24 protein-coding genes are annotated in these 23,858 nt (G+C 66.5%); 7 read left to right on the top strand and 17 right to left on the bottom strand.

The window, feature by feature from the left end:
• Window positions 1-28 precede the first annotated feature (28 nt).
• The 3 genes from ahpF to ACMGDH_RS15225 form a co-directional block, all read right to left on the bottom strand.
• The gene (ahpF, locus tag ACMGDH_RS15235; RefSeq protein ID WP_436828820.1) at window positions 29-1,603 is read right to left on the bottom strand and encodes an alkyl hydroperoxide reductase subunit F; all 1,575 of its coding nucleotides are present in this window, start codon (window positions 1,601-1,603) and stop codon (window positions 29-31) included.
• Window positions 1,604-1,731: 128 nt separating this feature from the next.
• A complete protein-coding gene (gene ahpC, locus ACMGDH_RS15230) occupies window positions 1,732-2,295 on the bottom strand; it encodes an alkyl hydroperoxide reductase subunit C (RefSeq protein ID WP_436828819.1) in 564 nt (187 codons plus the stop codon).
• A 151-nt stretch (window positions 2,296-2,446) separates the two neighbouring features.
• Entirely contained in the window at window positions 2,447-3,220 is a 774-nt protein-coding gene (locus tag ACMGDH_RS15225) for a sulfite exporter TauE/SafE family protein (RefSeq protein WP_436828818.1), read from the bottom strand.
• Between the two features lie 155 nt (window positions 3,221-3,375).
• Here ACMGDH_RS15225 and epsC point away from each other — a divergent pair, with 155 nt between their 5' ends.
• Both epsC and ACMGDH_RS15215 read left to right on the top strand, forming a co-directional pair.
• Window positions 3,376-4,068 (top strand): serine O-acetyltransferase EpsC, encoded by a 693-nt coding sequence (epsC, locus tag ACMGDH_RS15220; RefSeq protein ID WP_436828817.1) that lies wholly within the window; start codon window positions 3,376-3,378, stop codon window positions 4,066-4,068.
• Window positions 4,069-4,080: 12 nt separating this feature from the next.
• A complete protein-coding gene (locus ACMGDH_RS15215) occupies window positions 4,081-4,419 on the top strand; it encodes a DUF2794 domain-containing protein (RefSeq protein WP_436828816.1) in 339 nt (112 codons plus the stop codon).
• A gap of 54 nt (window positions 4,420-4,473) precedes the next feature.
• On the opposite strand, the gene ACMGDH_RS15210 is transcribed toward ACMGDH_RS15215, so the two are convergent.
• The 5 genes from ACMGDH_RS15210 to ACMGDH_RS15190 form a co-directional block, all read right to left on the bottom strand.
• Window positions 4,474-5,595: a hypothetical protein gene (locus ACMGDH_RS15210; RefSeq protein ID WP_436828815.1), complete on the bottom strand. Its 1,122-nt coding sequence runs from the start codon at window positions 5,593-5,595 to the stop codon at window positions 4,474-4,476.
• Between the two features lie 58 nt (window positions 5,596-5,653).
• The gene (locus ACMGDH_RS15205; protein ID WP_436828814.1) at window positions 5,654-5,914 is read right to left on the bottom strand and encodes a hypothetical protein; all 261 of its coding nucleotides are present in this window, start codon (window positions 5,912-5,914) and stop codon (window positions 5,654-5,656) included.
• Between the two features lie 57 nt (window positions 5,915-5,971).
• Complete coding sequence (locus tag ACMGDH_RS15200) at window positions 5,972-6,862, bottom strand: SDR family NAD(P)-dependent oxidoreductase (RefSeq protein ID WP_436828813.1); 891 nt, start codon at window positions 6,860-6,862, stop codon at window positions 5,972-5,974.
• 95 nt (window positions 6,863-6,957) lie between these two features.
• A complete protein-coding gene (locus tag ACMGDH_RS15195; RefSeq protein WP_436828812.1) occupies window positions 6,958-7,251 on the bottom strand; it encodes a hypothetical protein in 294 nt (97 codons plus the stop codon).
• 103 nt (window positions 7,252-7,354) lie between these two features.
• The gene (locus ACMGDH_RS15190; protein WP_436828811.1) at window positions 7,355-7,831 is read right to left on the bottom strand and encodes a hypothetical protein; all 477 of its coding nucleotides are present in this window, start codon (window positions 7,829-7,831) and stop codon (window positions 7,355-7,357) included.
• Window positions 7,832-8,586: 755 nt separating this feature from the next.
• Between ACMGDH_RS15190 and ACMGDH_RS15185 the strand changes: the two genes are divergently transcribed.
• Window positions 8,587-10,854 carry a TonB-dependent receptor domain-containing protein gene (locus ACMGDH_RS15185; protein WP_436828810.1) on the top strand — a complete coding sequence of 756 codons (2,268 nt, stop codon included), beginning with the start codon at window positions 8,587-8,589 and terminating at the stop codon, window positions 10,852-10,854.
• A 139-nt stretch (window positions 10,855-10,993) separates the two neighbouring features.
• On the opposite strand, the gene phoB is transcribed toward ACMGDH_RS15185, so the two are convergent.
• From phoB to ACMGDH_RS15140, 9 genes are all read right to left on the bottom strand, one after another.
• A complete protein-coding gene (gene phoB / locus ACMGDH_RS15180; protein ID WP_436828809.1) occupies window positions 10,994-11,686 on the bottom strand; it encodes a phosphate regulon transcriptional regulator PhoB in 693 nt (230 codons plus the stop codon).
• A gap of 8 nt (window positions 11,687-11,694) precedes the next feature.
• On the bottom strand, window positions 11,695-12,396 hold the full coding sequence (gene phoU, locus ACMGDH_RS15175) for a phosphate signaling complex protein PhoU (RefSeq protein WP_436828808.1): 702 nt from the start codon (window positions 12,394-12,396) through the stop codon (window positions 11,695-11,697).
• The gene (gene pstB / locus ACMGDH_RS15170; protein ID WP_436828807.1) at window positions 12,396-13,172 is read right to left on the bottom strand and encodes a phosphate ABC transporter ATP-binding protein PstB; all 777 of its coding nucleotides are present in this window, start codon (window positions 13,170-13,172) and stop codon (window positions 12,396-12,398) included. Before pstB ends, phoU begins: the two co-directional genes overlap by 1 nt.
• Window positions 13,172-14,440: a phosphate ABC transporter permease PstA gene (gene pstA / locus ACMGDH_RS15165; protein ID WP_436828806.1), complete on the bottom strand. Its 1,269-nt coding sequence runs from the start codon at window positions 14,438-14,440 to the stop codon at window positions 13,172-13,174. Before pstA ends, pstB begins: the two co-directional genes overlap by 1 nt.
• On the bottom strand, window positions 14,433-15,809 hold the full coding sequence (pstC, locus tag ACMGDH_RS15160) for a phosphate ABC transporter permease subunit PstC (RefSeq protein ID WP_436828805.1): 1,377 nt from the start codon (window positions 15,807-15,809) through the stop codon (window positions 14,433-14,435). The genes pstA and pstC overlap by 8 nt, the downstream gene beginning before the upstream one ends.
• A 25-nt stretch (window positions 15,810-15,834) precedes the next feature.
• Window positions 15,835-16,869, bottom strand: a complete 1,035-nt coding sequence (locus tag ACMGDH_RS15155) for a substrate-binding domain-containing protein (protein WP_436828804.1) — start codon at window positions 16,867-16,869, stop codon at window positions 15,835-15,837.
• An 80-nt stretch (window positions 16,870-16,949) separates the two neighbouring features.
• A complete protein-coding gene (locus ACMGDH_RS15150; RefSeq protein WP_436828803.1) occupies window positions 16,950-18,146 on the bottom strand; it encodes an ATP-binding protein in 1,197 nt (398 codons plus the stop codon).
• A 44-nt stretch (window positions 18,147-18,190) separates the two neighbouring features.
• On the bottom strand, window positions 18,191-18,763 hold the full coding sequence (locus ACMGDH_RS15145; RefSeq protein ID WP_436828802.1) for a manganese efflux pump MntP: 573 nt from the start codon (window positions 18,761-18,763) through the stop codon (window positions 18,191-18,193).
• Window positions 18,760-19,437 (bottom strand): HAD-IA family hydrolase, encoded by a 678-nt coding sequence (locus tag ACMGDH_RS15140; RefSeq protein WP_436828801.1) that lies wholly within the window; start codon window positions 19,435-19,437, stop codon window positions 18,760-18,762. Before ACMGDH_RS15140 ends, ACMGDH_RS15145 begins: the two co-directional genes overlap by 4 nt.
• Before the next feature lie 105 nt (window positions 19,438-19,542).
• On the opposite strand from ACMGDH_RS15140, the gene glmU reads away from it, so the two are divergent.
• The 4 genes from glmU (at window position 19,543) to ACMGDH_RS15120 (ending at window position 23,789) form a co-directional block, all read left to right on the top strand.
• Window positions 19,543-20,910, top strand: a complete 1,368-nt coding sequence (gene glmU / locus ACMGDH_RS15135) for a bifunctional UDP-N-acetylglucosamine diphosphorylase/glucosamine-1-phosphate N-acetyltransferase GlmU (RefSeq protein WP_436828800.1) — start codon at window positions 19,543-19,545, stop codon at window positions 20,908-20,910.
• Window positions 20,907-21,218, top strand: a complete 312-nt coding sequence (locus tag ACMGDH_RS15130) for a hypothetical protein (protein WP_436828799.1) — start codon at window positions 20,907-20,909, stop codon at window positions 21,216-21,218. Before glmU ends, ACMGDH_RS15130 begins: the two co-directional genes overlap by 4 nt.
• Window positions 21,219-21,240: 22 nt before the next feature.
• Window positions 21,241-23,064, top strand: a complete 1,824-nt coding sequence (glmS, locus tag ACMGDH_RS15125; protein WP_436828798.1) for a glutamine--fructose-6-phosphate transaminase (isomerizing) — start codon at window positions 21,241-21,243, stop codon at window positions 23,062-23,064.
• Window positions 23,065-23,258: 194 nt separating this feature from the next.
• The gene (locus ACMGDH_RS15120) at window positions 23,259-23,789 is read left to right on the top strand and encodes an RNA polymerase sigma factor (protein WP_436828797.1); all 531 of its coding nucleotides are present in this window, start codon (window positions 23,259-23,261) and stop codon (window positions 23,787-23,789) included.
• Window positions 23,790-23,858: the final 69 nt, after the last annotated feature.

The raw sequence follows: 23,858 nt of genomic DNA, 5'->3' as shown, positions 1-23,858 counted from the left end.
TCGACAGGCTCAGGGTGAACGGGTCAAATCACGCCGCTTCCTCTAGCTCCGCGGGGAGGCGGATGAGGTAGTCGAAGGCGGACAGCGCCGCAGTCGAGCCTGCGCCCATCGCGATCACGATCTGCTTGTACGGCACCGTCGTGCAGTCGCCCGCCGCGAAGATGCCGCGCTGCGAAGTCTCGCCGCGCGCGTCGATCTCGATCTCGCCGCGGTTCGAAAGCGCGATCGCGTCCTTGAGCCACTCGGTGTTGGGCACCAGGCCGATCTGGACGAAGATGCCCTCGAGCTCGATCTGATGCTCGGTGCCGCTGTTGCGGTCCTTGTAGGTGAGGCTGGTGAGCTTCTCACCGTCGCCGGCCACTTCGGTGGTGAGCGCTGAGGTGATCACCTTGACGTTGGGCAGGCTGCCCAGCTTGCGCTGGAGCACCGCATCGGCGCGGAGTTGGCTGTCATATTCGATCAGGGTGACGTGCGCGACGATGCCCGCCAGGTCGATCGCGGCCTCGACGCCCGAATTGCCGCCGCCGATCACTGCGACGCGCTTGCCCTTGAACAGGGGGCCGTCGCAGTGCGGGCAATAGGTGACGCCCTTGTTGCGATATTCCTCCTCGCCGGGGACGCCCATCGTCCGCCAGCGCGCGCCGGTGGAGAGGATCACGGTGCGCGCATGGAGGCTCGCGCCGTTCGTCAGCACCAGCTCGTGGAGGCCACCCTCGTGCTTCGCCGGGATCAGCTTCTCGGCGCGCTGGAGGTTCATGATGTCTACGTCATAATCCTTGACGTGTTGCTCGAGCTGGGCGGCGAGCTTCGGGCCCTCGGTGTGGCTCACAGAGATGAAATTCTCGATCGCCATCGTGTCGAGCACCTGGCCGCCGAAACGCTCGGCCGCGACGCCGGTGCGGATGCCCTTGCGCGCCGCATAGATCGCCGCCGCGGCACCGGCGGGGCCGCCGCCGACCACGAGAACCTCGAAGGGCTCCTTCTTCGCGATCTTCTCCGCCGCGCGCTTCTCGGCGCCGCTGTCGATCTTGGCGACGATCTGCTCGAGCTCCATCCGGCCGCTGGCGAAGGGTTCGCCGTTGAGGAACACGCTCGGCACCGCCATCACCTTGCGCGCCTCGACTTCCTCCTGGAACAGCGCGCCATCGATCGCGGTGTGTTTGATGCGCGGGTTGAGCACCGCCATCAGATTCAGCGCCTGCACCACATCGGGGCAGTTCTGGCACGACAGCGAGAAATAGCTCTCGAACTCGTAATCGCCGTCGAGATTCTGGACCTGCTCGATCGTCTCCTGCGCGGCCTTGGACGGGTGGCCGCCGACCTGGAGCAGGGCGAGGACGAGGCTGGTGAACTCATGGCCCATGGGCAAGCCCGCGAAGCGGACGCCGATATCGGTGCCGGAGCGGCGGATTTCGAAGCTCGGCTTGCGCTTGTCGTCGCCGGCGACGACCGCGATCTTGTCCGAAAGCGCGGCGATCTCGCCCAGCAGATCGCCCAGCTCGCGCGACTTGGCGTCGTCACCCAGCGAGGCGACGAGCTCGATCGGTTCCCGGATGTTGACCAGATAAGCCTTGAGCTGTTGCGTCAGATTGGTGTCGAGCATGGGGTTACTCCTGAGAAACACGCGATTGCCGGTGTCTCTGCCGTTCGAAAACAAAACGGCCCGGGATGAACCGAAATCCACCCCGGGCCGAATGGGCGCCCCCAACAAAGGGGGAGGGGAGGGGCGCCTTAGATCTTGCCGACGAGGTCGAGCGAGGGCGCGAGCGTCTCGGCGCCTTCTTCCCACTTCGCCGGGCAGACTTCGCCCGGGTGCGCGGCGATATACTGCGCAGCCTTGATCTTGCGGAGCAGCTCGGCCGCGTTGCGGCCCACGCCCTCGCTGGTGATCTCGACGAGCTGGATCACGCCCTCGGGATCGACGACGAAGGTGCCGCGGTCGGCCAGGCCCTGACCCTCACGGAGCACGTCGAAGTTGGTCGACAGGACGTGGTTCTGGTCACCGAGCATGTAGTAGTTGATCTTGCCGATCGCGGGCGAGGTGTCGTGCCAGGCCTTGTGGCTGAAGTGGGTGTCGGTCGACACCGAATAGACCTCGACGCCCATCTTCTGGAGCTGCGGATAGATGTCCGCGAGATCTTCGAGCTCGGTGGGGCAGACGAAGGTGAAGTCTGCGGGGTAGAAGAAGAACACCGCCCACTTGCCCTTCACGTCCGCATCGGTGACCTGGACGAACTTGCCTTCCTTATAGGCCTGCGCAGTGAACGGTTTGATCGTGCTGCCGATGAGCGCCATGTGGGTGTTTCTCCATTTTGTGCGTTGCCGCACGGTTTGTTGTGCGACGCCGCATATAGGGGCGCAAGCATCCGGCGTGAAATTGGAAGCTTCGTTCGGGGTGATCGATTGTATCACTCAATAGCGGTGAATAGATCGACGCGATCGAAGCTCAGGTCAGCGCGCGATAGAGGCTGTACGCGCTGGTCAGGGTGAGCACGACGCCTACGAGCGTGAGCAATGTGCGGGTCGGCACGCGCTTGGCGAAAAAGGCGCCGAAGGGCGCAGCGATGACGCCGCCGATCAGCAAGCCGATCACCGGGTGCCAGAAATCGAGCGTGAACCCCTCCGATCCGATGTGGAACAGGAAGGTCGCCGAAATCGTGAGGGTGAGGAAGAATTCCACTGTGTTAACAGTGCCGATCGTTGTGCGCGGTTGCGCGCCCTGGACCAGCAGGTTGCTGGTGACTACCGGCCCCCAGCCGCCGCCGCCCGCCGCGTCGAGGAAGCCGCCGACGAGCCCCAGCGGCTCGACGATCTTGGGCTCGCGGTGGTGCGGCGGGAAGCGTACTGCGCGGATCAGCAGGTAGATGCCGATGCAGGCGAGATAGCCCATCACGAACGGCCGCGTGATCGAAGCGTCGAGCGAAGTGAGCACATAGGCGCCGATCACGCCGCCGATGATCCCGGGGATCAGCAGCCGGACGAACAGCCGCCAGTTCACGTTGCGGTGCAGCGCATGGCTGATGCCGGAGACGCCGGTGGTGAAGCTTTCGACGATGTGGACGCCGGCCGATGCAGTGGCGGGAGGGACCCCCAATGCGCTCACCAGCAGCGTGCTCGAGATCACGCCGAACGCCATGCCGAGCGCGCCGTCCACCAACTGGGCGGCGAATCCGACCGCGATATAGGGCAGGAGATCGATGAAATTGAGACCTTCGAACATCCAGTGCCCTCTTACCGTGCGATCGAAGCCAAGGGAAATGGCGTGCGGTTCTAACTCCCACAAGACAGATAGTGTTTAGCCGCGACAAGTGCCGAAAGGGATGTTCTGGAAAAATCGCCGCCCACGTACTAAATGTCGCGCGAAGGGGTCCGGCCATGTTCCAGCGTCTCAGGACGTATCTCGATTCGATCCGCGTGCGCGATCCCGCGCCGCGCAGCCGTGCGGAAATCCTGCTCTACCCGGGCGTGTGGGCGGTCGCCTATCACCGGATCGCGCACCGCTGCTACCGCAACGGCTGGTTCTTCCTCGCCCGCGTGGTCAACCATTGGTCGCGCTGGATGACGGCGATCGACATTCATCCGGGCGCGAAGATCGGCCGCAACTTCTTCATCGATCACGGCTTCGTCGTGATCGGCGAGACCGCCGAGATCGGCGACAACGTCACCATCTATCAATGCGTCACGCTGGGCGGTACCAGCCCGGACAATGGCGTAGCGGGCAAGCGCCACCCGACGATCCTGGACGGCGTGATCATCGGCTCGGGTGCGCAGGTGCTCGGCCCGATCACCGTTGGCGATCGCGCGCGGATCGGTGCCAACGCAGTCGTCACGCGGGACGTGCCCGAAGGCGCGGTGATGGTGGGGATCCCCGCCAAGCCGACGCTCGTCGAGGCGGGGACGTGGCAGAAGGATTTCGTGCCTTATGGCACGCCCTGCAACGAGATATTTGACCCGGCGACCCAGAAGTTCGAGATCATGCGCTGCGAGCTCGAGACGCTGCGCAAGCGGCTGGACGCGATGATCGAGGAGCGTGAGGCGCGCGAGGCAGACCGGCGCGGTCGTGGATAAGCGCGCCGACTGATGGGAACTATCACACCGCTGCCGATCGGCCGGCCGTCGCAGGTCGGCTTCGATCGCCTCGAGCTCACCCGTATCCTCGATCTCTACGGACGAATGGTCGCCGCGGGCCATTGGCGCGACTATGCGATCCAGCTGGATCATGACGCCGCGATCTTCGCGGCCTTTCGCCGCGCTGCCGAACGACCCGAGCTCCGCATCGAGAAGCGCCCCGCGCTGCGCAACCGCCAGGGCATGTGGGCGCTGGTGAACGAGGCGGGCGCGGTGCTCAAGCGCGGGCACGAACTGGGCCCGGTGCTGGCGCCGGTGGAGCGCCGGCTGATGAAGCTCGTCGGTGAATAGAGAACGGGCCCGGGAGCTGCCTCCCAGGCCCTCTCGTTGCTAGGCCGCTGTAACTCAGGCCATCGCGAGTTGCCGCGCGGGCGGCAGGCGGCCCTCCATGCCGGCACCGAGCAATCCCACCACCGCGCGGCGCATCGGCTGCCAGAAGGCCGAGAGGCTGAGCAGCGCCGATCCGATCACCAGCGCGGTGAGCGCGGCTGCGAGCTCGACCGCGCCGCTCTTCTCGAACAGCGCGTACATCGCCCAGAGCACATAGACGAGGCTCGAGACCAGCAGCGCGCGGCGATCGACCGCCAGCGCCACGAAGGCGAAGGCGACGTAGAGTGCGAGGACGAGCGCGGCCATCGGTGCGCTGACCGTCTCGTCGAACACGCCGAGCATGTGGAACACCGAATGCGCGATCAGCGGCGCGGCGCCGAGATGCAGCCAGAAGGCCACGTCCGAGCGGCGGGTGCGGCGTTCGCGATCCGACATGTCCCAGCGCATTGCGAAGAGGAAGACGAGCACGCCCGCGGCGAGCAGCATCGGGTTGATCGCATTTTCCGTGCCGGGGACCAGCGTGACCACCAGGCCCACCGCAACCGCGACCAGCGCCAGCGCGCCCACCGCGACGGTGATCGGCACCATGAAGCGGCGCCAGTGGAGCCACGTCACGCCTGCGGTGACGATGCCGGTGATCATCGTGCTCGCGCCGGCAAGCTGACGGTGCTGGAGCTCGGTGGTGGCGCCGAACTGTTCGGCGAGCCACGGCGCATTGGCGCCGAACACCGCACCCAGCCCGACGAAGAAGCCGCCCGCATAGCCGATCAGCAACAGGATGCTGGGCAGCGCCATACGGCGCCTCTTCGTGAAATATTCGGCGAGCAGCCAGCTTGTGCCCGAGACGGCGAAGGCACCGAGCGCCGCCGAGACGCCGATCTGGCGCGGGCCCTCCACGGCGTCCAAGTCCATGATCTGCGCGCCGATGTAGAAGCCGATCCAGCCTACCGCGACCAGGATCAGCGCCGCGGCGATCGCCACGAAGACGTCGTTGAAGCCGGTGAGCAGCCGGAAATGCTCTTCGTCGACGGCGGGCGTCGATCGGCCGGTGGCCACATGGTTCCGGAAGGCGTTCGCTGCCGCGGGGGAGAGCACTCCCGCCTCGACCGCATTCGCCAGGTCGCTTTCGCTGTACATCGGCAATCCTCCTTCTGCCGAGAGGATAGCACTAGTGTATTAGTGGTGCAATACAGCGTTACTCCGGCTCAATTTCGAGGCTGGTGGTGAAGCCGAGCCGCAGCGCCACCCGATCGCTGATCTTGATCCGGATCCGGCGGTCGCGCGTCATCGGATCACCCTTGGGCGGGTTTCGCCGGACCCAGGCCGCGGCGCGGTCGGCGCAGACGACGACTTCTTCCCCTGTCGACTCGCAGCTCGGCCTAGCGAACAGCCGTGAAGGGATGGGGACTTCGTCGGTGTCGACGGCCTGGACCAGGATGAGCAGTGGCAGGAGCATGGGCAGCCTCCGTCGGCGCGGCGAGGCTGCACCGTCCCGGCTGCGGTGGCAAGCGGGCTATTGCTGCAGCCGCTGCATGATCCGCATCGTCTGCTCGGCGCCGGAGCCGGGGACGGTCTCGCCCTTGCGGTCGACGATCTCGGCCCATTGCGCAGCGACGCTCTCGGGCGTGAGCTCCTGAAGCTTCGCGCCCGGCGTGAGGGTGACATAGGCGGCCTGCACCACGCCGCCGCCGGCGCCCAGGATCATGTTGCTCGGCGCATCTTCCGAGACGAGGAACAGCGCGGCCGGCGCGACATTCTCCGGCTTGAAGACGGCGAAGGCGGCCTCGGGGAAGATGTCCTCGGTCATCCGCGTGCCTGCCACCGGGGCGATCGTATTGACCTTGATCCCGTATTTCGCGCCTTCGAGGTGGAGCGTCTTGGCTAGGCCGACGAGGCCGAGTTTGGCGGCGCCGTAATTGGCCTGGCCGAAATTGCCGTAGAGACCGGTGGAGGACGCGGTCATCAGGATGCGGCCGTAGTTCTGCTCACGCATCGTTTCCCATACGGCCTTGGTGCAGTTGGCCGAGCCGATCAGATGGACCTTCACGACGAACTCGAAGTCCGCCGGCTCCATCTTGGCGAAGCTCCTGTCGCGGAGCACGCCTGCGTTGTTGATAAGAATGTCGACGCGGCCCCAACGCGCCTTCGCGGCTTCGACCATCGCGACCATCTGGTCGTAGTCGGTGACGCTGCCGGCGTTGGCGATCGCCGCGCCGCCCAGCGCTTCGATTTCCTCGACCACCTTCGCCGCAGCGTCGGAATGGCCGGTGCCGTCGCGGGTACCGCCGAGATCATTGACCACCAGCTTGGCGCCGCGGCGTGCCAGCTCGAGCGCATAGGCGCGGCCAAGCCCGCCGCCCGCACCGGTGACGATCGCCACCCGGTCCTGAAAACTGATGGTCATCGCAAACCCCTCCCCCAAAATATTTGATGCTTTCCTAGGGCGGGGAGGGAGCCGGCGGAAGCGTCAAACCGCTCCTGCCGGGAAAGGGGGGCCGATCAGCGGCCGCCGCGCTGGCGGCACTGATCCGTCACGGTCTTCGAACAGGGCGGATATTCCTTGGGAGCCGCAGTGGGCGGCGCGGGCGAAGTCGCCGTCGTGGCATCGGGTGCCGGAGGCGGCGGCGCCGGAGGCGTGGTTGGCGGCGCCGGATTGGCGGGCGGCATCGGCGCTGCCGGATCGGCCGGCGTCTGAGTGGGGGGCGGCGTCTGCTGGTCCTGAGTGGCGGGAACGTCCTGCGCTGCCGCGGTGCCGCCCAGCGCGAGCGCGGCGGCCATGATCATCCATTTCATTCACGCATTTCCTTGTGCAATCATCTGCACGAGGAACAACGTATGTGCCGGGCGGCACGTTGCGCGCCCGGCACGGTTCGGCTTGGTAACGAAGGCGTTCGTCTCAGCGCCTGCCGCGCTGCATGCAATCGTCGAACTGGCCGCGCTTGCAGATCGGATATTTGTCGAGCGGGGCCGGCGGCGGGAACGCCACGTTCGGGTCCGGCGAAGCCTGGACGGTCACCTGCTGGCCAGGGGCCGGCGGCGCGCCGGTGCTGAACGGCGAACCGCTGGGCATATAGCCGCCGCGCGGGTCCGCGCCCGGCGTCGCGGTCGTAGTGGGTGCCGCGGTCGTGGTCGGCGCCGTAGTCGTAGCAGGCGGCGTGGTCGTAGGCGCGGTGGTCGTAGTCGCAGGCGGGGCCGTGCTCGGTTCGGCAGCGGTGCCGGCGCCGGTGGTGCCGGGATCCGGCTCGGTGGGTGGCAGCGTGTCCGGGCCCGGGCTGGCCGGTTCGGACGCGGGCGGCGGAGTCTGTTGCGGCGTTTCCTGCGCGATCGCAGTCCCGCCCACGGCAAGCGCAGCCGCCAAGGCAATCAGCTTCATTGGTCGGTCTCCTGAATTGCTGTGCATGCGCATCGTTCGCGCGCACCCCAGCAACGCAGGAGCCCGGCTTTTTCTCCGGGCGGATTTCGGGCGCCGGGCCGATCGCCGGCCTGGCGCTACGGCGGGATGGGGCGGGCTGCGCCCTATGCTCGATTATCCGGGAACGCTCCACGTCGCGGTGGATAGCGTGCCGGCGAAGCTGGAGATTGACGCACTATCGGGCGGGCGAGGGATATTCAACCGGACGGTTGAGCTTTGCGCGGCGACCAAGCGGTGTGCTTGACTCGTTGGTTGTCCAAGAAACTGTTTATTTGCAGCCGCATACGGTGCTTCTCGTATCGAGGCGCGGCGCGATGTCCAACCAAATGGTTGGATGATTGGTTGACTCGTTTGCGCGTTTTTACCGGCCGCGAGTCAACCGCCGACGTAGCGCCGTGCCGTAGCGCATGTGGGAGGATCACGAGGTCAAAGAGCGGCGAGACCCTGGCCCCGCACGGCGAGCGCAGCAGGCGAAATCCTATTTTGCAAGCCAGCCATTGCCGCTTAGCGCCCCGGAGTTGCTGATCTCGAAATCCGCTGTTTGTTCATTTGGCTCGCGGCGCAGTCCGGAACAGCTGCGTGGGAACTTTGACGCTGTCAGCTATCTCTCGCTGTATGTGCAAAGGCATACTGCCCAAGTCCAACACTTAATAGGTTGACGATACAGTATATCGTCTCGTACTCGCCCGCCCGAACGAGGGTGGAGTAACAGAATCATGGGTCTTGGCATCAACCGAAGCGCAGCGGCGCTGCTGGCCACAGCGGCAATGGTGATTGGAGCGCCATTGCCTGCCTGGGGCCAGACAGTTTCGGACGAGCGAGAAGAGCGCGAACGCGAAGAGCGAGGGGCCAGCGACATCATTGTCACCGGCCGTTCGCTCAAGACCGAAGAAAGCGCGTTGCCCGTGCAGGTGCTTGCCGGCGAGGAGCTGGTGCATCGCCGCCAGGGTGGCCTGGGCGAGACGCTCGCCGGGCTTCCCGGCGTCCATCTCGACAATTTCGGCGGCGGTGCCTCGCGTCCGGTGATCCGCGGCCAAACCCTGCCGCGCATCGAAGTGCTGACCGATGGCGCCAATCTGTTCGACGTGGCCTCGGTCTCCCCCGACCACGCCATCACCACCGATCCGCTGCTGCTCGATGCGATCGAAATCCAGCGGGGGCCCTCCGCCGTTCGCTATGGGGGGAACGCGACCAATGGCGCGATCAACCTGATCGACAGCAAGGTGCCAAAGGCGGTTCCGAGCGGCGGACGGACTGGCGGGACCGAGGTGCGCTACGGCACCGGCGACGAGGAAAAGACGATCGTCGGCCGCGTAACCGCCGGTGTCGGCCAGTTCGCACTCCATGCTGAAGGCGCGCGCCGTGCGGCGGAGGATTACGACGTGCCGGACGCCTATGGTTCGGACAAGCTGCGCGACTCCTTTGCCGAGAGCACCAGCTATGCCGTCGGCGCATCCTGGATCACGTCAAAGGGCTATATCGGCGCTGCCTATTCGCGGCTGGAAAGCGACTACGGTCTGCCCGGGCATAGCCACCGGAACGGCGTCTGCCATACGCATGGCCTGGACCTGCACTGCGCAGCGCATGGTGGCTTCGACGACCCGTTCGGCGGGCCAGATGATCATACCGCATCCATCAAGCTGCGCAGCGACCGGGTTGATCTCCGTGCCGATTACAACGATCTGCTGCCGGGATTTTCCAGCACGCGCCTGCGCGCTTCCTATACCGACTATGCGCATGACGAGATCGACGGCGACCTGCTGTTCAGCCGCTTCACCAATGAGGTCTGGGACGGGCGCCTCGAGCTGACCCACAAGCCGATCTTCGGCTTCACCGGCACCGCGGGCGTGCAATATACCGACGGCAGGTTCGGCGGCATCAATGCCAACAACCTGCACAAGCCATTCCCCGAGGGCGCCTATGGCTTCGATGGGAGCCCTGAATACCTCACCGAGAATATCGGGATTTTTCTCTCCGAGCGTCGTTCGTTCGGCGCGGTCGACGTCGAAGCCGCTGTGCGCAAGGATTGGCGCAGGATCGACGTTTCGGCGCCGCCCTGGCGCTCCACGCTTGGACCGGAGACGGAGGCGCTCTTTGCCGAATGGTTGGGACCTGATTGGCAACAGGTTCTCGAAAGCGAAGACGTCGAAGCGTTCCGGTCGAGGAATCCCACCGTACGGCACAATCCATTTTCGGCGTCGCTCAGCGCCACTTGGAATGTCGGGCAGGGATATGCATTCGGGCTTTCGTTGGGGCATACCGAACGTGCGCCGAGCGTGCGCGAACTCTACGCACGCGGAAACAATCTGGCGACGAACAGCTACGAACTCGGGCTTGCAGTCGGCAATCCGATCCTGGGCGAGAGCGGCCTATCGGCTGAAGATGTCCTGGAGACCACGGACGCGATCAACCTGACGTTCCGCAAGATGGATGGTCCGCTCGAATTCGAAGTCGGCCTGTTCTACCAGAACGTCGATGATTATGTGTTTGCGCGGCTGCAGGAGACGGAAACCGAAACCGGCATACCGCACAACTTCCTCATCTACACGGCAGCCGACGCGCGCTTCGCCGGCATCGATGGGCAGGTAAGCTACGCCTTCAATCCGTTTTCGCGCATCACGGTGTTCGGCGACTATGTCGATGCCGACCTCAAGAGCGAGAATGACAATCTGCCGCGGATCCCGCCCGGGCGTCTCGGTGCGCGCTACGATCTCGCCGCGGGTCCGGTGTCGGGAGACGTGGAATATTACCATACCTTCGCCCAGAACAAGTTCGCTTCGTACGAGACGCGCACGCCGGGCTACGACATGCTCAACGCCACGCTCAGCTACCGCTTTGACCTGGGTCAGGCGAAGGCGGTGGAGCTGTACATACGCGGCACCAACCTGCTCAACGAACTGGCCTTCGCGCATACTTCGTTCGTGAAGGACCAGTCGCCGCTGCGCGGTCGCAGCGTCGCGATCGGCATGCGCCACTCCTTTTGACGCCAGCGGCCGGCGCGCACTTGCGCGCCGGCCGGAAGTGAGAGCTGAACGAACGGCCGGTTTTCAGGCGCTAAGGAAGTTTAGGTGTAACGACCTGACGCTGGTACGAAAGCTGACCGGCCGATTACAGACCTGCGTCCTAATTCCCCGAGTCGAGCGCGTAGCCGGCCGAGCGGACCGTGCGGATGATGTCGGGGCGGTCGCCCTGGTTGATCGCCTTGCGCAGGCGGCGGATGTGGACGTCGACGGTGCGGCTCTCGATGTCGCTGTCGTGGCCCCACACCGCGTCGAGCAGCCGTTCGCGCGAGAAGACCCAGCCGGGGTGCTCGAGGAAATGCTTGAGCAGGCGGAACTCGGTGGGGCCGAGCGAGATCACTTCGCCGCCGCGGCGGACCTTGTGGCCCACCGTGTCCATCTCGATGTCCGAATAGGTGAGCGCTTCGCCGGCGAGCGCGGGGCGCACGCGGCGCAGCACCGCGCCGACGCGCGCGACCAGCTCGCGCGGGGAGAAGGGCTTGGTCACATAATCGTCGGCGCCGGTCTCGAGCCCGCGGACGCGGTCTTCTTCCTCGCCGCGCGCGGTGAGCATGATGATCGGGATATTGGCGGTCTCGCTCATCCGGCGCAGGCGGCGGCACACCTCGATGCCCGACAACCCCTCGACCATCCAGTCGAGCAGCACGATATCGGGCGTCGCTTCCTTGGCGAGCAGCAGCGCTTCCTCGCCGTCGGGCGTGTGCTTGACCTCGTAATCCTCGCGCTTGAAGTGCCAGGTGACGAGCTCGGCGATCGCCGGATCGTCCTCGACCAGCAGCATCTTAACTCGGGCCATATTCTACCTCAGCTCCCAGCCGCCTCGCCCGGTTCCGCATCGCTCAGATAGCGGCCGGTGGCGGCAAAATAGACCATTTCGGCGACGTTGGTTGCGTGATCGCCGATCCTCTCGAGATTCTTGGCGACGAACAACAGGTGCGCGACCTGGCTGATCGTTCGCGGATTCTCGACCATGAAGGTCACGAGCGTGCGGAAGATGCTGTCGTAGAAATCGTCGAGCGCGCTGTCGCGCTCGCACACCGCGTTCGCTCCGTCGGCGTCGCGCGCCGAAAAGGCATCGAGCGCATCGTGCACCATGTCGCTGGCGAGCTGGGCCATCGCGGGCAGGAGCGCGATCGCTTCGATCCGGTCCTCGCCCTCGTTGTGGATCATCGGCACGCGCTTGGCGATGTTCTTGGCATAATCGCCGATGCGCTCGATCACCGCGGCGATCTTGAGCGCGGCGATCACTTCGCGCAGGTCGTCCGCCATCGGCGCGCGCAGCGCGATCAGCCGTACGACGAGCTTCTCGACCTCGGCTTCGATCGCGTCGATCTGCTTGTCCTTGCGGCGGACATCCTTCGCGAGCGCGGTGTCGCCGCGCTGGAGCGCCTTCATGGCGTCATGGATCGCCTGTTCGGCAAGCCCGCCCATCTGCGCGATCAGCCCGCGCAGCTGGCCGATGTCCTGGTCGAACGCCTTGACGGTATGCTCGTGACCGGTCGCCATCAGCCGTACCTTCCAGTGATATAGTCCTTGGTGCGCTCCTCGCGGGGCGCTGTGAAGATATTGTCGGTTTCGCCATATTCCACCAGCGTTCCCAAGTGGAAAAACGCCGTGCGCTGCGAAACGCGTGCCGCCTGCTGCATGTTGTGCGTGACGATCACGATCGCATAGCGGCCGCGAAGCTCGTGGATCAGCTCCTCGATCTTGGCGGTGGCGATCGGGTCGAGAGCGGAGGCAGGCTCGTCCATCAGGATGACTTCGGGGTCGACGGCGATCGCGCGGGCGATGCACAGCCGCTGCTGCTGGCCGCCCGAGAGCGCAGTGCCGCTATCCTGAAGCCGGTCCTTGACCTCTTCCCACAGGCCGGCGCGCTTGAGCGAGCGCTCGACGATCGCGTCGAGATCGGCCTTGGACGCGGCCAGCCCGTGGATGCGCGGGCCATAGGCTACGTTCTCGAAGATCGACTTGGGGAAGGGATTGGGCTTCTGGAACACCATGCCGACGCGCGCGCGGAGCTGCACCACGTCCATCGACGAGGCGTAGATATCCTCGCCGTCGAGCATGATCTGGCCCTCGACCCGCGCGCTCGAGATGGTGTCGTTCATGCGGTTGAGCGTGCGCAGGAAGGTCGACTTGCCACAGCCCGACGGGCCGATGAAGGCAGTCACCTTGTCCATGTCGATGTCGATCGACACGTTCCGCACGGCCTGCTTGTCGCCGTAGAAGACGCTCACGTCGCGCGCGGACATCTTGTGCTCAGTGGGAGTGGCGTCGTTCATCACCAGCGGGTCTCGAATTTGTTGCGGAGGTAAATGGCGAGCCCGTTCATGGCGAGCAGGAACGCCAGCAGCACGATGATCGCGGCGCTCGTCTTCTCGATGAAGCCGCGGCTGACTTCGTCGGACCAGAGGAAGATCTGGACCGGGAGCACGGTGGCGGGATCGGTGAGCCCGCCGGGCGGCGTGACGATGAAGGCGCGCATGCCGATCAGTAGCAGCGGCGCAGTCTCGCCCAGCGCGCGGGCCATGCCGATGATCGTGCCGGTGAGGATGCCGGGGAGGGCGAGCGGCAGGACGTGGTGGAACACCACCTGAATGCGGCTGGCGCCCACGCCCAGTGCGGCGTCGCGGATCGAGGGGGGCACGGCCTTGACGGCGTTGCGCCCGGCAATGACGATCACCGGCATGATCATCAGCGCGAGCGTGAGCCCGCCGACGATCGGCGCCGAGCGCGGCAGCCCCAGGAAGCTCAGGAACACGGCCAGCCCGAGCAGGCCGAAGATGATCGAAGGGACCGCGGCCAGATTGTTGATCGAGACTTCGATCAGATCGGTCCAACGGTTCTTGGGGGCATATTCCTCGAGATAGATCGCCGAGAGCACGCCGACCGGGAAGGCGATCAGCAGCGTGACCAGCATCGTCAGCAACGAGCCCTTGAGCGCGCCCCAGATGCCCACTGCGGTGGGATCGGTGGAATCGGCGTTGCGCAGGAAATCGGGGTTGAAGCCGCTGGTGAGCGCGCCACTCTTCTCGAGCCGCGCGACGATCGCCTCGGCCTCCGGGCTGCCGGTGCCGCGCGCGGCCTGGTCGATCTCGGTCGAGACGGGCACGTCGATGGTGGCGGGGCGGGTGAGCAGGTCGGGATCGTCCTTGATCGCCTCGCGCACGGTGAGCCAGGCCTTGTCCGAGATCACCTCTTCGCCGCTCTCGCCGAACGCCTGGGTGGCGGCGGCGCCGACGGCATTCTCCAGCCCGGCACCGGCAAGCGCCAGATCGGCGCCGCGCGTGCTGAGCTGCTCGCGCTTGACCTCGACTCCGGCAGCCGGGAGGTCGAGCGGCAGCGCCACTTCGGTGCGCATGAAGCCGCGCGCGCCGCTGGCCATCATGGTGATGATCAGGAAGGCGAGGAACGCCGCCGAGAGCACGACCGCGCCCAGCCCGACCAGGCGGAAGACGCGCTCGCGCCGATAGCGCTTGCGGATGCGGCGCTGCATCGCCGCCGCCTTCCAGTCGGTCGGCGTGCGATCGAGGGGAGCGGTCTTACTCATAAGCCTCGCGGTAACGCTTCACCACGGTGAGCGCGACGATGTTGAGGAGAAGGGTGACGACGAAAAGCGTGAGCCCCAGCGCGAAGGCGGCGAGCGTCTTCGGGCTGTCGAACTCGGCTTCGCCGGTGAGCAGGTCGACGATCTGCTTGGTGACCGTCGTGGTGCTCTCGAACGGGTTGAGCGTGATGTTGGCGGCGCCGGAGGCCGCCATCACCACGATCATCGTCTCGCCGATCGCGCGGCTGACGGCGAGCAGCACGCCCGCGACCACGCCGGGGAGCGCGGCAGGGACGAGCACCTTGGAGATCGTCTCGGACGTGGTCGCGCCCATCGCCAGGCTGCCGTCGCGCATCGCCTGGGGCACCGCGGCGAGCGAATCGTCGGCCATCGAGGAGACGAACGGGATGATCATCACCCCCATCACCAGCCCGGCCGCGAGCGCGCTCTCGGACGAGGCATAGGTATAGCCGAGTGCTACCGCGAAATCGCGGATCGCCGGGGCCACGGTGAGCGCGGCGAAATAGCCGTAGACCACGGTCGGCACGCCGGCGAGGATCTCGAGGATCGGCTTCATCCACTTGCGCACCGAAGGCGCGGCATATTGGGTGAGGTAGATCGCACTCATCAGCCCGAACGGGATGGCGACGATCATCGCGATCACCGCGCCAATGAAGAAAGTGCCCCAGAAGAGCGGGACCGCGCCGAGCGACGCGCCCGGATCGCTGGCGCTGATCACCTGCGGGCTCCAGTGGGTGCCGAACAGGAAGTCGATCGGCGAAACGATCGAGAAGAAGCGCACCGACTCCCACAGCAGCGACAGGAAGATGCCGAGCGTGGTGAGGATCGCGATCAGCGACGCGAGCAGCAGCAGCACCATCACCGAGCGCTCGACCCGGTTGCGCGCCCGGAAGGCGGGCTTGACTCGGGTGAAGGCGAAGGCGCCGCCGGCAAAGGCGAGGATGATCGCGACGATCGCGCCGATCCAGCCGTAGAAATTCTGCGCGGCGCGCATCGCCGGGGCGATCTGCTCGGCCACCGGGTTGAACGCGCCGCGGCCCGGATCGTCGGCGAGCACCCGCGCCTCGGCGAGCGCGGCGGAGCGCTCGAAGCCGAAGTCGGGCAGCGCCGCGGCGGCCGGGTGGCGCAGCACTTCCTGGGTGATGAGCTGCGGGCTGAGGATCGACCAGGCGATCAGGAACAGCAGCGGCGGGACGATCGTCCATACCGCGACATAGACGCCGTGCTGCCCCGGCAGCGAGTGCCGGCGATCGGGCCCGGCCGAGGCGAAGCGCGCGGCGCGGCCGCGGCCGACGAGCCAGCCGATCAGGCCGAGGCCGGCGACCAGGAAAAGGAGCGTGCTGAGGTTCACGGGAAGCCTTCCGCCTGCGCCGGGATCAGTGCAGCGCCGCGGGGTCGAGCGGCGTGCCCTTCTCGACGATCGCAGCCGATGCAGCGCGGATGCCATCCGGCGCAGCGATGAGCCCGCGCTTCACCAGCTCGCCGTCAGGGCCCCACATCTGGGCATATTGCCCCAGGAACTCGGACAGGCCCGGGACGGCGCGGATGTGGCGCTTCTTGACGTAGAGGTAGAGCGGGCGCGCGCCCGGATAGCTGCCGTCGACGATCGTCTGATAGCTGGGCGCGACGCCGTCGACCGGCGCGCCGATCAGCCTGTCGGCATTCTCCTCGAGATAGGAATAGCCGAACAGCCCCAGCGCATTGGGATTGGTCGAGAGGTTCTGGACGATCAGATTGTCGTTCTCGCCCTTGTCGACATAGACGCCGTCCTCGCGCAGCCGCGTGCACTGCGCTTCGTATTTTTCCTTATCACTGTCCTTCAGCGCCTTGACCTCGGGCGTGGCAGCCTCGCAGCCCGGCGTCATGATCAGCTCGACGAAGGCATCGCGCGTGCCGCTGGTCGAGGGCGGGCCATAGACCTGGATCGGAACCGCGGGGAGGGCGGGGTTCACGTCCTTCCACATCTTGGCGGCGTTGGGCTTGCCCCCCGGATTGGCGGCGAGCGCCAGATAGACGTCCTTCTTGCTGAGCTGGAGCTTGAGCCCGTTCTTGCTCTCGGCGAGGGCGATGCCGTCGATGCCGATCTGGATCTCTTCGATCTCGCCGACGCCGTTCGCCTGACACGACTCATATTCGGATTTCTTCATCCGACGCGAGGCGTTGACGATGTCGGGGTGCTGCGAGCCGACGCCCGCGCAGAATAGCTTCATGCCGGCGCCCGTGCCGGTCGATTCGACCACCGGCGCCTTGCGGGCGGAATCGCGGTTTACAAAGGCTTCGGCGACCGCGGTGGTGAAGGGATAGACAGTCGAGGAACCAACGATCTTGATCTGGTCGCGCGAGGCGCCCGAATCCTGGCAGCCCGCGAGCGCCGCCGCCGCGGCCGTCACCAGAAGAATGCTGCGAAGCATCGAAGTCCCTTTGTCAGAGCGAGTCGTGCGGAGGGGCTAGTCCCCCGTCAAGCCGCCCCTGTTACAGGACCGTTGCGCTTTTATGACACGCGCTTCGCCGGCAGCAGGATCGTGACCGTCGTTCCCTTGCCCACGCTGCTGACGATATCGAGGCGGCCGCGATGACGCTCCACCACATGCTTGACGATCGCGAGCCCGAGGCCGGTGCCGCCGAGCGAGCGGCTGCGTCCCGAATCGACACGATAGAATCGCTCGGTGAGCCGCGGGATGTGCTCGGCCGGGATGCCTTCGCCTTCGTCGCTGACGCTCAGCCGCACCATCGATTCGCCCTCGGGCGCGAGCGTGACGGTGACCGGGGTGCCTTCGCGCCCGTATTTCATCGCGTTGCCGATCACATTGTGGAGCAGCTGGCTGAGCTGGGTGCGGTCGCCGAGCACCGGCGACACGTCTGATACCTGGGTGACCAGATCGCCCGCGCGCTTGCTGCCCGAAAGCTCCGTACGGACTTCCTCAATCATTGTGCTGAGGTCCACCGACTGATCGGGGACGCGATATTTCTCCGCCTCGATCCGGCTCAGCGAGATCAGGTCGTCGATGAGCCGCTGCATCCGCCGCGCTTCATCGTGCATGATCCGCAGGAAGCGGCTGCGCGTATCGGCATCATCCCCGGCGTCGTCGCGCAGCGTCTCGACATAGCCGAGCAGCGCGGCGAGGGGAGTGCGCAGCTCGTGGCTCGCATTGGCGACGAAATCGACGCGCATGCGCTCGGCCGCATAATTGCCGGTGCGATCGATCAGATGGACCACGCTGCGGCCGTCATCGAGCTTGCGCACGCGCATTTCCCAGCGCTGGTCGCGCGCGCCCAGGCCCACCAGATGGATCGGCGCGCCGGTGGCATCACCCGGGTTCATCAGCTGCTCGGCTGCGGCAGGGTGGCGGATCGCGACGCGGACGTCCTCGCCCAGGATATGCTCACCCAGAAGCTGGCGTGCGCCCTGGTTGGCGGCTTCGACGCGGTTGTGCGCGATCACGAGCAAGGGCTCGGCCACGGCTTCGATCACGTCGCCGATCGGCGGCTCGCGGTGGGTGCCCGGCAAGGGCGCGACCGCCGAAGCCGGCTCCGCGCCGCCCGTGTCGGCGGCGATCAATACCGCGGCGACGGCGCATACCAGCACCGCGAGGCAGGCCTGAATGTCACCGGTGATCAGCAGGGCCGCCAGCGCTGCCAGCGCCGCGACGCCGAACGCAAGTAGAGTGCGCGTGCCGAAAAGGTTCATGCATCTGTCTTAGGCGGGGAAACCCGAATACGAAAGCCGCGCCATCAACCGCCCAGCAGCTGGTGATCGACCCAGATCTTGGCGCCGATGGCGATCAGCATCAGTCCGCCGGCGATCTCCGCCTTGCGGCCGATGCGTGCGCCCGAAGCCGCGCCGATCAGCACCCCGGCGAAGCATAGCGCGCCGGTCACGATTCCGATCGCCGCGCATGCGAGCAGCACCGGCGCGCCGAGCACGGGAAGCGTGATCCCGGCAGCGGCGGCATCGACGCTGGTGGCGATCGCCGCGCTGAGCAGTGCCCAGCCGAACAGCGGGCGGGCTTCGCCTGCTTCGTGCAGCCCCTCGCGGATCATCTTCGCGCCGAGGAAGGCGAGCAGCGCGAAGGCCACCCAGTGATCGACGTTGCGGATCGTGTCGTCGAATGCCGTTCCCAGCGCCCAGCCGCCGAGCGGCATCACGCCCTGCGCGACGCCGAAGGTCAGCCCGATCCGCGCGGCGTTGCCGGGCCCGGGCCGGCAGCATGCACCCTGCGCCACCGAAACCGCGAAGGCGTCCATCGCGAGGCCGAACGAAAGCGCGGTGAGCGACAGGAAGGGGAAGTGCGCCCAGTCGATCATGATTTCCCCAGACGCCGCAGGGTCGGGACGAGCTCGTCGAAGCGATCGATCACTGCGTCAGCCGTCAGCTCCTCCACCGGCTGCATCAGGAAGCCGAAGCTGACCGCCACCGCGGGGATGCCCGCCGCGTGCGCCGCCTGAATGTCCAGGATCGAATCGCCGACGAAGGCCGCGCGCCCGCCGCCGCAGCGGCGGATCATCTCGCGGATCGGGGCGGGCGAGGGCTTGGCGTTGCCCGGCCCCATGGTGTCGCCCCCGATCACGGCGGCGAACCGGTGCTGGAGCGCGAGCTCGGCGACCAGCTTCGCCGCGAGGCTCTCCAGCTTGTTGGTGACGATCGCGAGCTTGACCTCCTTCGCCTCCAACGCGTCCATTGCTTCGATGAGTCCGGGGAAGGCCCGGGTCTCGCGCGCGATGTTCGCTTCGTAGAAGCGCAGCAGCTCGGTGAAACAAAGGTCGAGCTCGGCGGGCTCGAAGCCGCCCGACACAGCCAGCCCGCGTTCGAGCATGTGGCGGGCGCCGCGGCCGATCATCGGCCGCACGGCGTCCACCGCCAGCGGCGCGCGGCCGAGCCCCGCCAGCGCATGGTTGAGCGCGGCCGCCAGATCGGCGCTGGTATCGAACAGCGTACCGTCGAGATCGAAGCCGACGATGTCGAAAGGGAAGTCGGTCATTGCCGCGCCCCGCTGCCAGCAACGCTATGGAATTGGCAAGGCAATCATGGCAGGGGCAGGCGCAAGGAATGCGTTTTTCCAGCCGCCCGGCGGCTGGACAAGGGGATGTTCGTCACGGTGCCCGATCGATCGATTGCCGCGATAATCCTTGCCGCGGGCAAGGGCACGCGAATGAAATCCGACACGCATAAGGTGCTGCACCCGATCGCCGGGCGGCCGATGCTCCTCCACCTGATCGACAGCGTCGCGGCGCTCGCACCCGCGCGGACGATCGTGGTGGTGGGTGCCGGGCGCGAGCAGGTCGAGGCGGCAGTCGCGCCCCATGGTGCCGAGACCGCGCACCAGGCCGAGCAGCTCGGCACCGGCCATGCGGTGCGGCAGGCGGAGGCGGCGCTCGCGGGCTTCGACGGCGACGTGCTCGTGCTGTTCGGCGACGTGCCGCTGGTGACCACGGCGACGATGAAGCGCATGCTCGAAAGGCTGCACGGCAGCGACGATCCGGCGGTTGTCGTGCTCGGCTTTCGTCCGGTGGATCCGGGTGCCTATGGCCGGGTGATCGCCAATCCCGACGGCAGCGTCGTCAAGATCGTCGAGTTCAAGGACGCCACCGCCGAGGAACGCGCTGAAACCCTGTGCAATTCGGGGCTGATGGCGGCCCGCTCCCGTGATCTGTTCGCGCTGCTCGCGCGCGTGACCGACGACAATGCCGCGGGCGAATATTATCTGACGGACCTGCCGATGCTCGCCGCCGCGGACGGCCGCCACGCCGCGGTGATCGAAGTTCCGGCGCATGAAGTCAGCGGCGTCAACAGCCGCAGCGACCTCGCCCACCTCGAAGCCGAATGGCAGCAGGCCCGCCGCGCCCGGGCGATGGCCGATGGCGCGACGCTGATCGCGCCGGAGACGGTGTGGTTCTCCCATGATACGCGGATCGGCCGCGACGTGACGATCGAGCCCAACGTGGTGTTCGGGCCTGGCGTCGAAGTGGCGGACGGCGTGACGATCCACGCCTTCAGCCACATCGAGGGGGCGACGATCGGGCGGGGCGCGTCGGTCGGTCCCTATGCGCGGCTGCGGCCCGGCACGGTGCTGGGCGAGAATGCCAAGGTGGGCAATTTCGTCGAGATCAAGAAGGCGGTGCTGGGCAAGGGCGCCAAGGCCAACCATCTGACCTATCTGGGCGACGCCAATGTCGGTGCCGGCGCGAACATCGGCGCGGGCACGATCACCTGCAACTATGACGGTTTCTTCAAATACGGCACCGAGATCGGAGCGGGGGCCTTCGTCGGATCGAACAGCGCGCTGGTGGCGCCGGTGAAGATCGGGGACGGCGCGATCGTCGGCGCCGGTTCGGTGGTGACGCAGGACGTGGAGGCCGATGCTCTGGCGCTCACGCGGGCGCGGCAGGAAGCCAAGCCCGGCTGGGCACGGCGTTTCCGCGAGATGATGAAGGCAAGGAAGGCAGCCAAATGACCGATCGTTATGCCGGGAAGCCGTTCCTGAGGCTGGTCGACAGCTATGTGCTCGACGCGATCGGGCATCTCGATCCTGCGGCCGATGCGGCGCTGACTGCTAGGGAGCCCGAGTTTCACTCTATCTTCGGCGCCGAGGGCAGCTGGCGCGAGATCGTCGAAGCGCGGATGACGTTTCCTGACGGCATGCGCGGCGCGATCCGCGAGGTCTGGGACAAGGGGCGCGTCCGGTTCGTTGCGGCGCAGGGGCGCGAGCCCGATCCGATGGAATTCACCACGGCTTTCGTGGACACCAAATTTCCGCACTGATGCGGCGGAGGACTAGCCTGATATGTGCGGAATTGTCGGAATCGTCGGCAGCGAGGATGTCGCGGAGCGTTTGTTCGAGGGGCTGAAGCGGCTCGAATATCGCGGCTATGATTCGGCGGGCATCGCCACGCTGCACGCGGGTGCGATCGAGCGCCGCCGGGCCGAGGGCAAGCTGCTGAACCTCGGCAAGCGGCTGGCCGAGACACCGCTCCCGGGCAGCATCGGCATCGCGCACACCCGCTGGGCGACTCACGGCGCGCCGACCGAGGACAATGCGCATCCGCACATCGTGGGTGACGTCTCGATCGTCCACAACGGCATCATCGAGAACTTCAAGCCGCTGCGCGACGAACTCATCGCCGAAGGGCGGACCTTCCTCAGCCAGACCGACACCGAAGTGGTGGCGCATCTCGTCGCGCGTGAGCTCGAGCGCGGCAAGGCCCCCCGCGACGCGGTCGCGGCGGTGCTGCCCCAGCTCCACGGCGCCTTCGCGGTCGCCTTCCTCTTCCGCAACCAGCCCGACATGCTGATCTGCGGCCGCCTGGGCGCCCCGCTCACGGTCGGCTATGGCGAGGGCGAGAATTATCTGGGCTCGGACGCGCATGCGCTCGCGTCGCTCACCCGGCGGATCGCCTATCTGGAAGAAGGCGACTGGGCGGTCGTCACGCGCGAGAAGATCGAGATCTTCGATCGCGACAACAATCCCGTCGAGCGGCCGATCGTCCATTCGGGCGCGAGCGCCGCGCTGATCGACAAGGGCAACCACCGCCACTTCATGCAGAAGGAGATCTACGAGCAGCCGGTCGTGGTCGCGCAGACGCTGCAATCGTACATCCGCCCCGTCGAGCAGAAGGTGGCGCTCCCCGACATGAGCTTCGATCTGAGCAAGGTCGAGCGCGTCACGATCGTCGCCTGTGGCACCGCCAGCTATGTCGGCATGATCGGCAAATACTGGATCGAGCGGTTCGCGCGGCTGCCGGTCGAAGCCGATGTCGCCTCCGAGTTCCGCTATCGTGATCCGGTGCTGCTGCCCAACACGCTGGGCGTGGTGGTGAGCCAGTCGGGCGAGACGGCGGACACGCTGGCCGCGCTTCGCCACATGAAGGCGAACGGCGTCACCACCGCGGGGATCATCAACGTGCCGACCAGCTCGATGGCGCGCGAAGTCGACCTGTTGCTCTCGACGCATGCGGGGCCGGAGATCGGCGTCGCCTCGACCAAGGCCTTCACTTGCCAGCTCGCGGTCATGGCAGCGCTCGCGGTCAATCTCGCGCGCGCCAAGGGGCGGCTGAACGAGGAGGAGGAGCGCGAGATCGTCCGGCACCTGATCGAGGCGCCCGCGGGGATCAATGCCGCGCTCGCGCACGACGCCGATATCGAAGCGATGGCGCACACGATCGCCTCTGCGCGCGACGTGCTCTACCTCGGTCGCGGCCCCGACTTTCCGCTGGCGCTGGAGGGCGCGCTCAAGCTCAAGGAAATCAGCTACATCCACGCCGAAGGCTATGCCTCGGGCGAGATGAAGCACGGGCCGATCGCGCTGATCGACGAGCATGTGCCGCTGATCGTGCTCGCGCCCTCAGGCCCGCTGTTCGACAAGACGGTGTCGAACATGCAGGAGGCCAAGGCACGCGGCGCACGCGTGGTGCTGATTTCCGATGCCGAAGGGCTTGCGCAAGCGGGCGAGGACGCGATCGCCACGATCGAGATGCCGAGCGTCCACCCGCTGATCGCACCGCTGGTCTATGCCGTACCGGTGCAGCTGCTCGCCTATCACGTCGCAGTCGCCAAAGGCACCGACGTCGACCAGCCCCGCAACCTCGCCAAATCAGTGACCGTCGAATAGCCGAGCTGATCGCTCCCTCTCAGGGATCAGGAAAACCAAAAGCTGAGTCGCGCCGGCCGAAGCGATGTTCGCGCGGCCCCGCGCTGGACGTTCGCCGCGAACGTCGAGGCACAGCTTCTAAAATACAAGGTCGTGTCGCGTCGCTATCTGAACCCTGTTACAGAAGCGGCCTATGCAGGGGTGCGGGGGCGTAGTTGACGGACGATCCTGACGCGGCCCTGGTCTTTGCCGCGGCGGCGGGGGACCGCGAAGCGTTCGCTGCGCTGCTCGACCGCCATTATGACCGCATCCATGGCCTCGCGTGGCAGCTCACCGGATCGCGGGCCGATGCCGAAGATGTCGCGCAGGACGTGTGCTGCGCGCTGGTCCAGAAGATCGGCAGCTTTCGCGGGGAGGCGAAGTTCACCACCTGGCTGTGCGGCATCGTCGTCAATGCAGCGCGCGATCTGCATCGGCGGCGGCGCTCGCTGCGCGGATTGACCGAGCGGCTGGCGGTGGTGGCGGGGCTCGCCAAGGCGCCGGACGGACGCGATCTGCACGATGCGATGTGGGTGCGCAGTGCAGTGAGCCGGCTGAAGCCTGCCTATCGCGATGCCGTCGTCCTGGTGGTGGGTCAGCAACTGAGCCATGCCGAGGCCGCGGAGATACTGGGTGTCGCTGAAGCGACCATATCCTGGCGGATGCACGAGGTGCGCCGGATGCTGGCGGCCGAACCGGAAGACTGACGCCCGACCAGATTTTTTCTCGACCCTGCCCAAGGATCTGCGCGCGAGCCGCGTCGAAGGGACATGCGG

Origin of the sequence: Sphingomonas radicis, assembly GCF_051400635.1 — a bacterium.
In the GTDB taxonomy this organism is placed as follows: Bacteria; Pseudomonadota; Alphaproteobacteria; order Sphingomonadales; family Sphingomonadaceae; genus Sphingomonas.
This window is presented reverse-complemented; position numbering and strand designations above follow the sequence as displayed.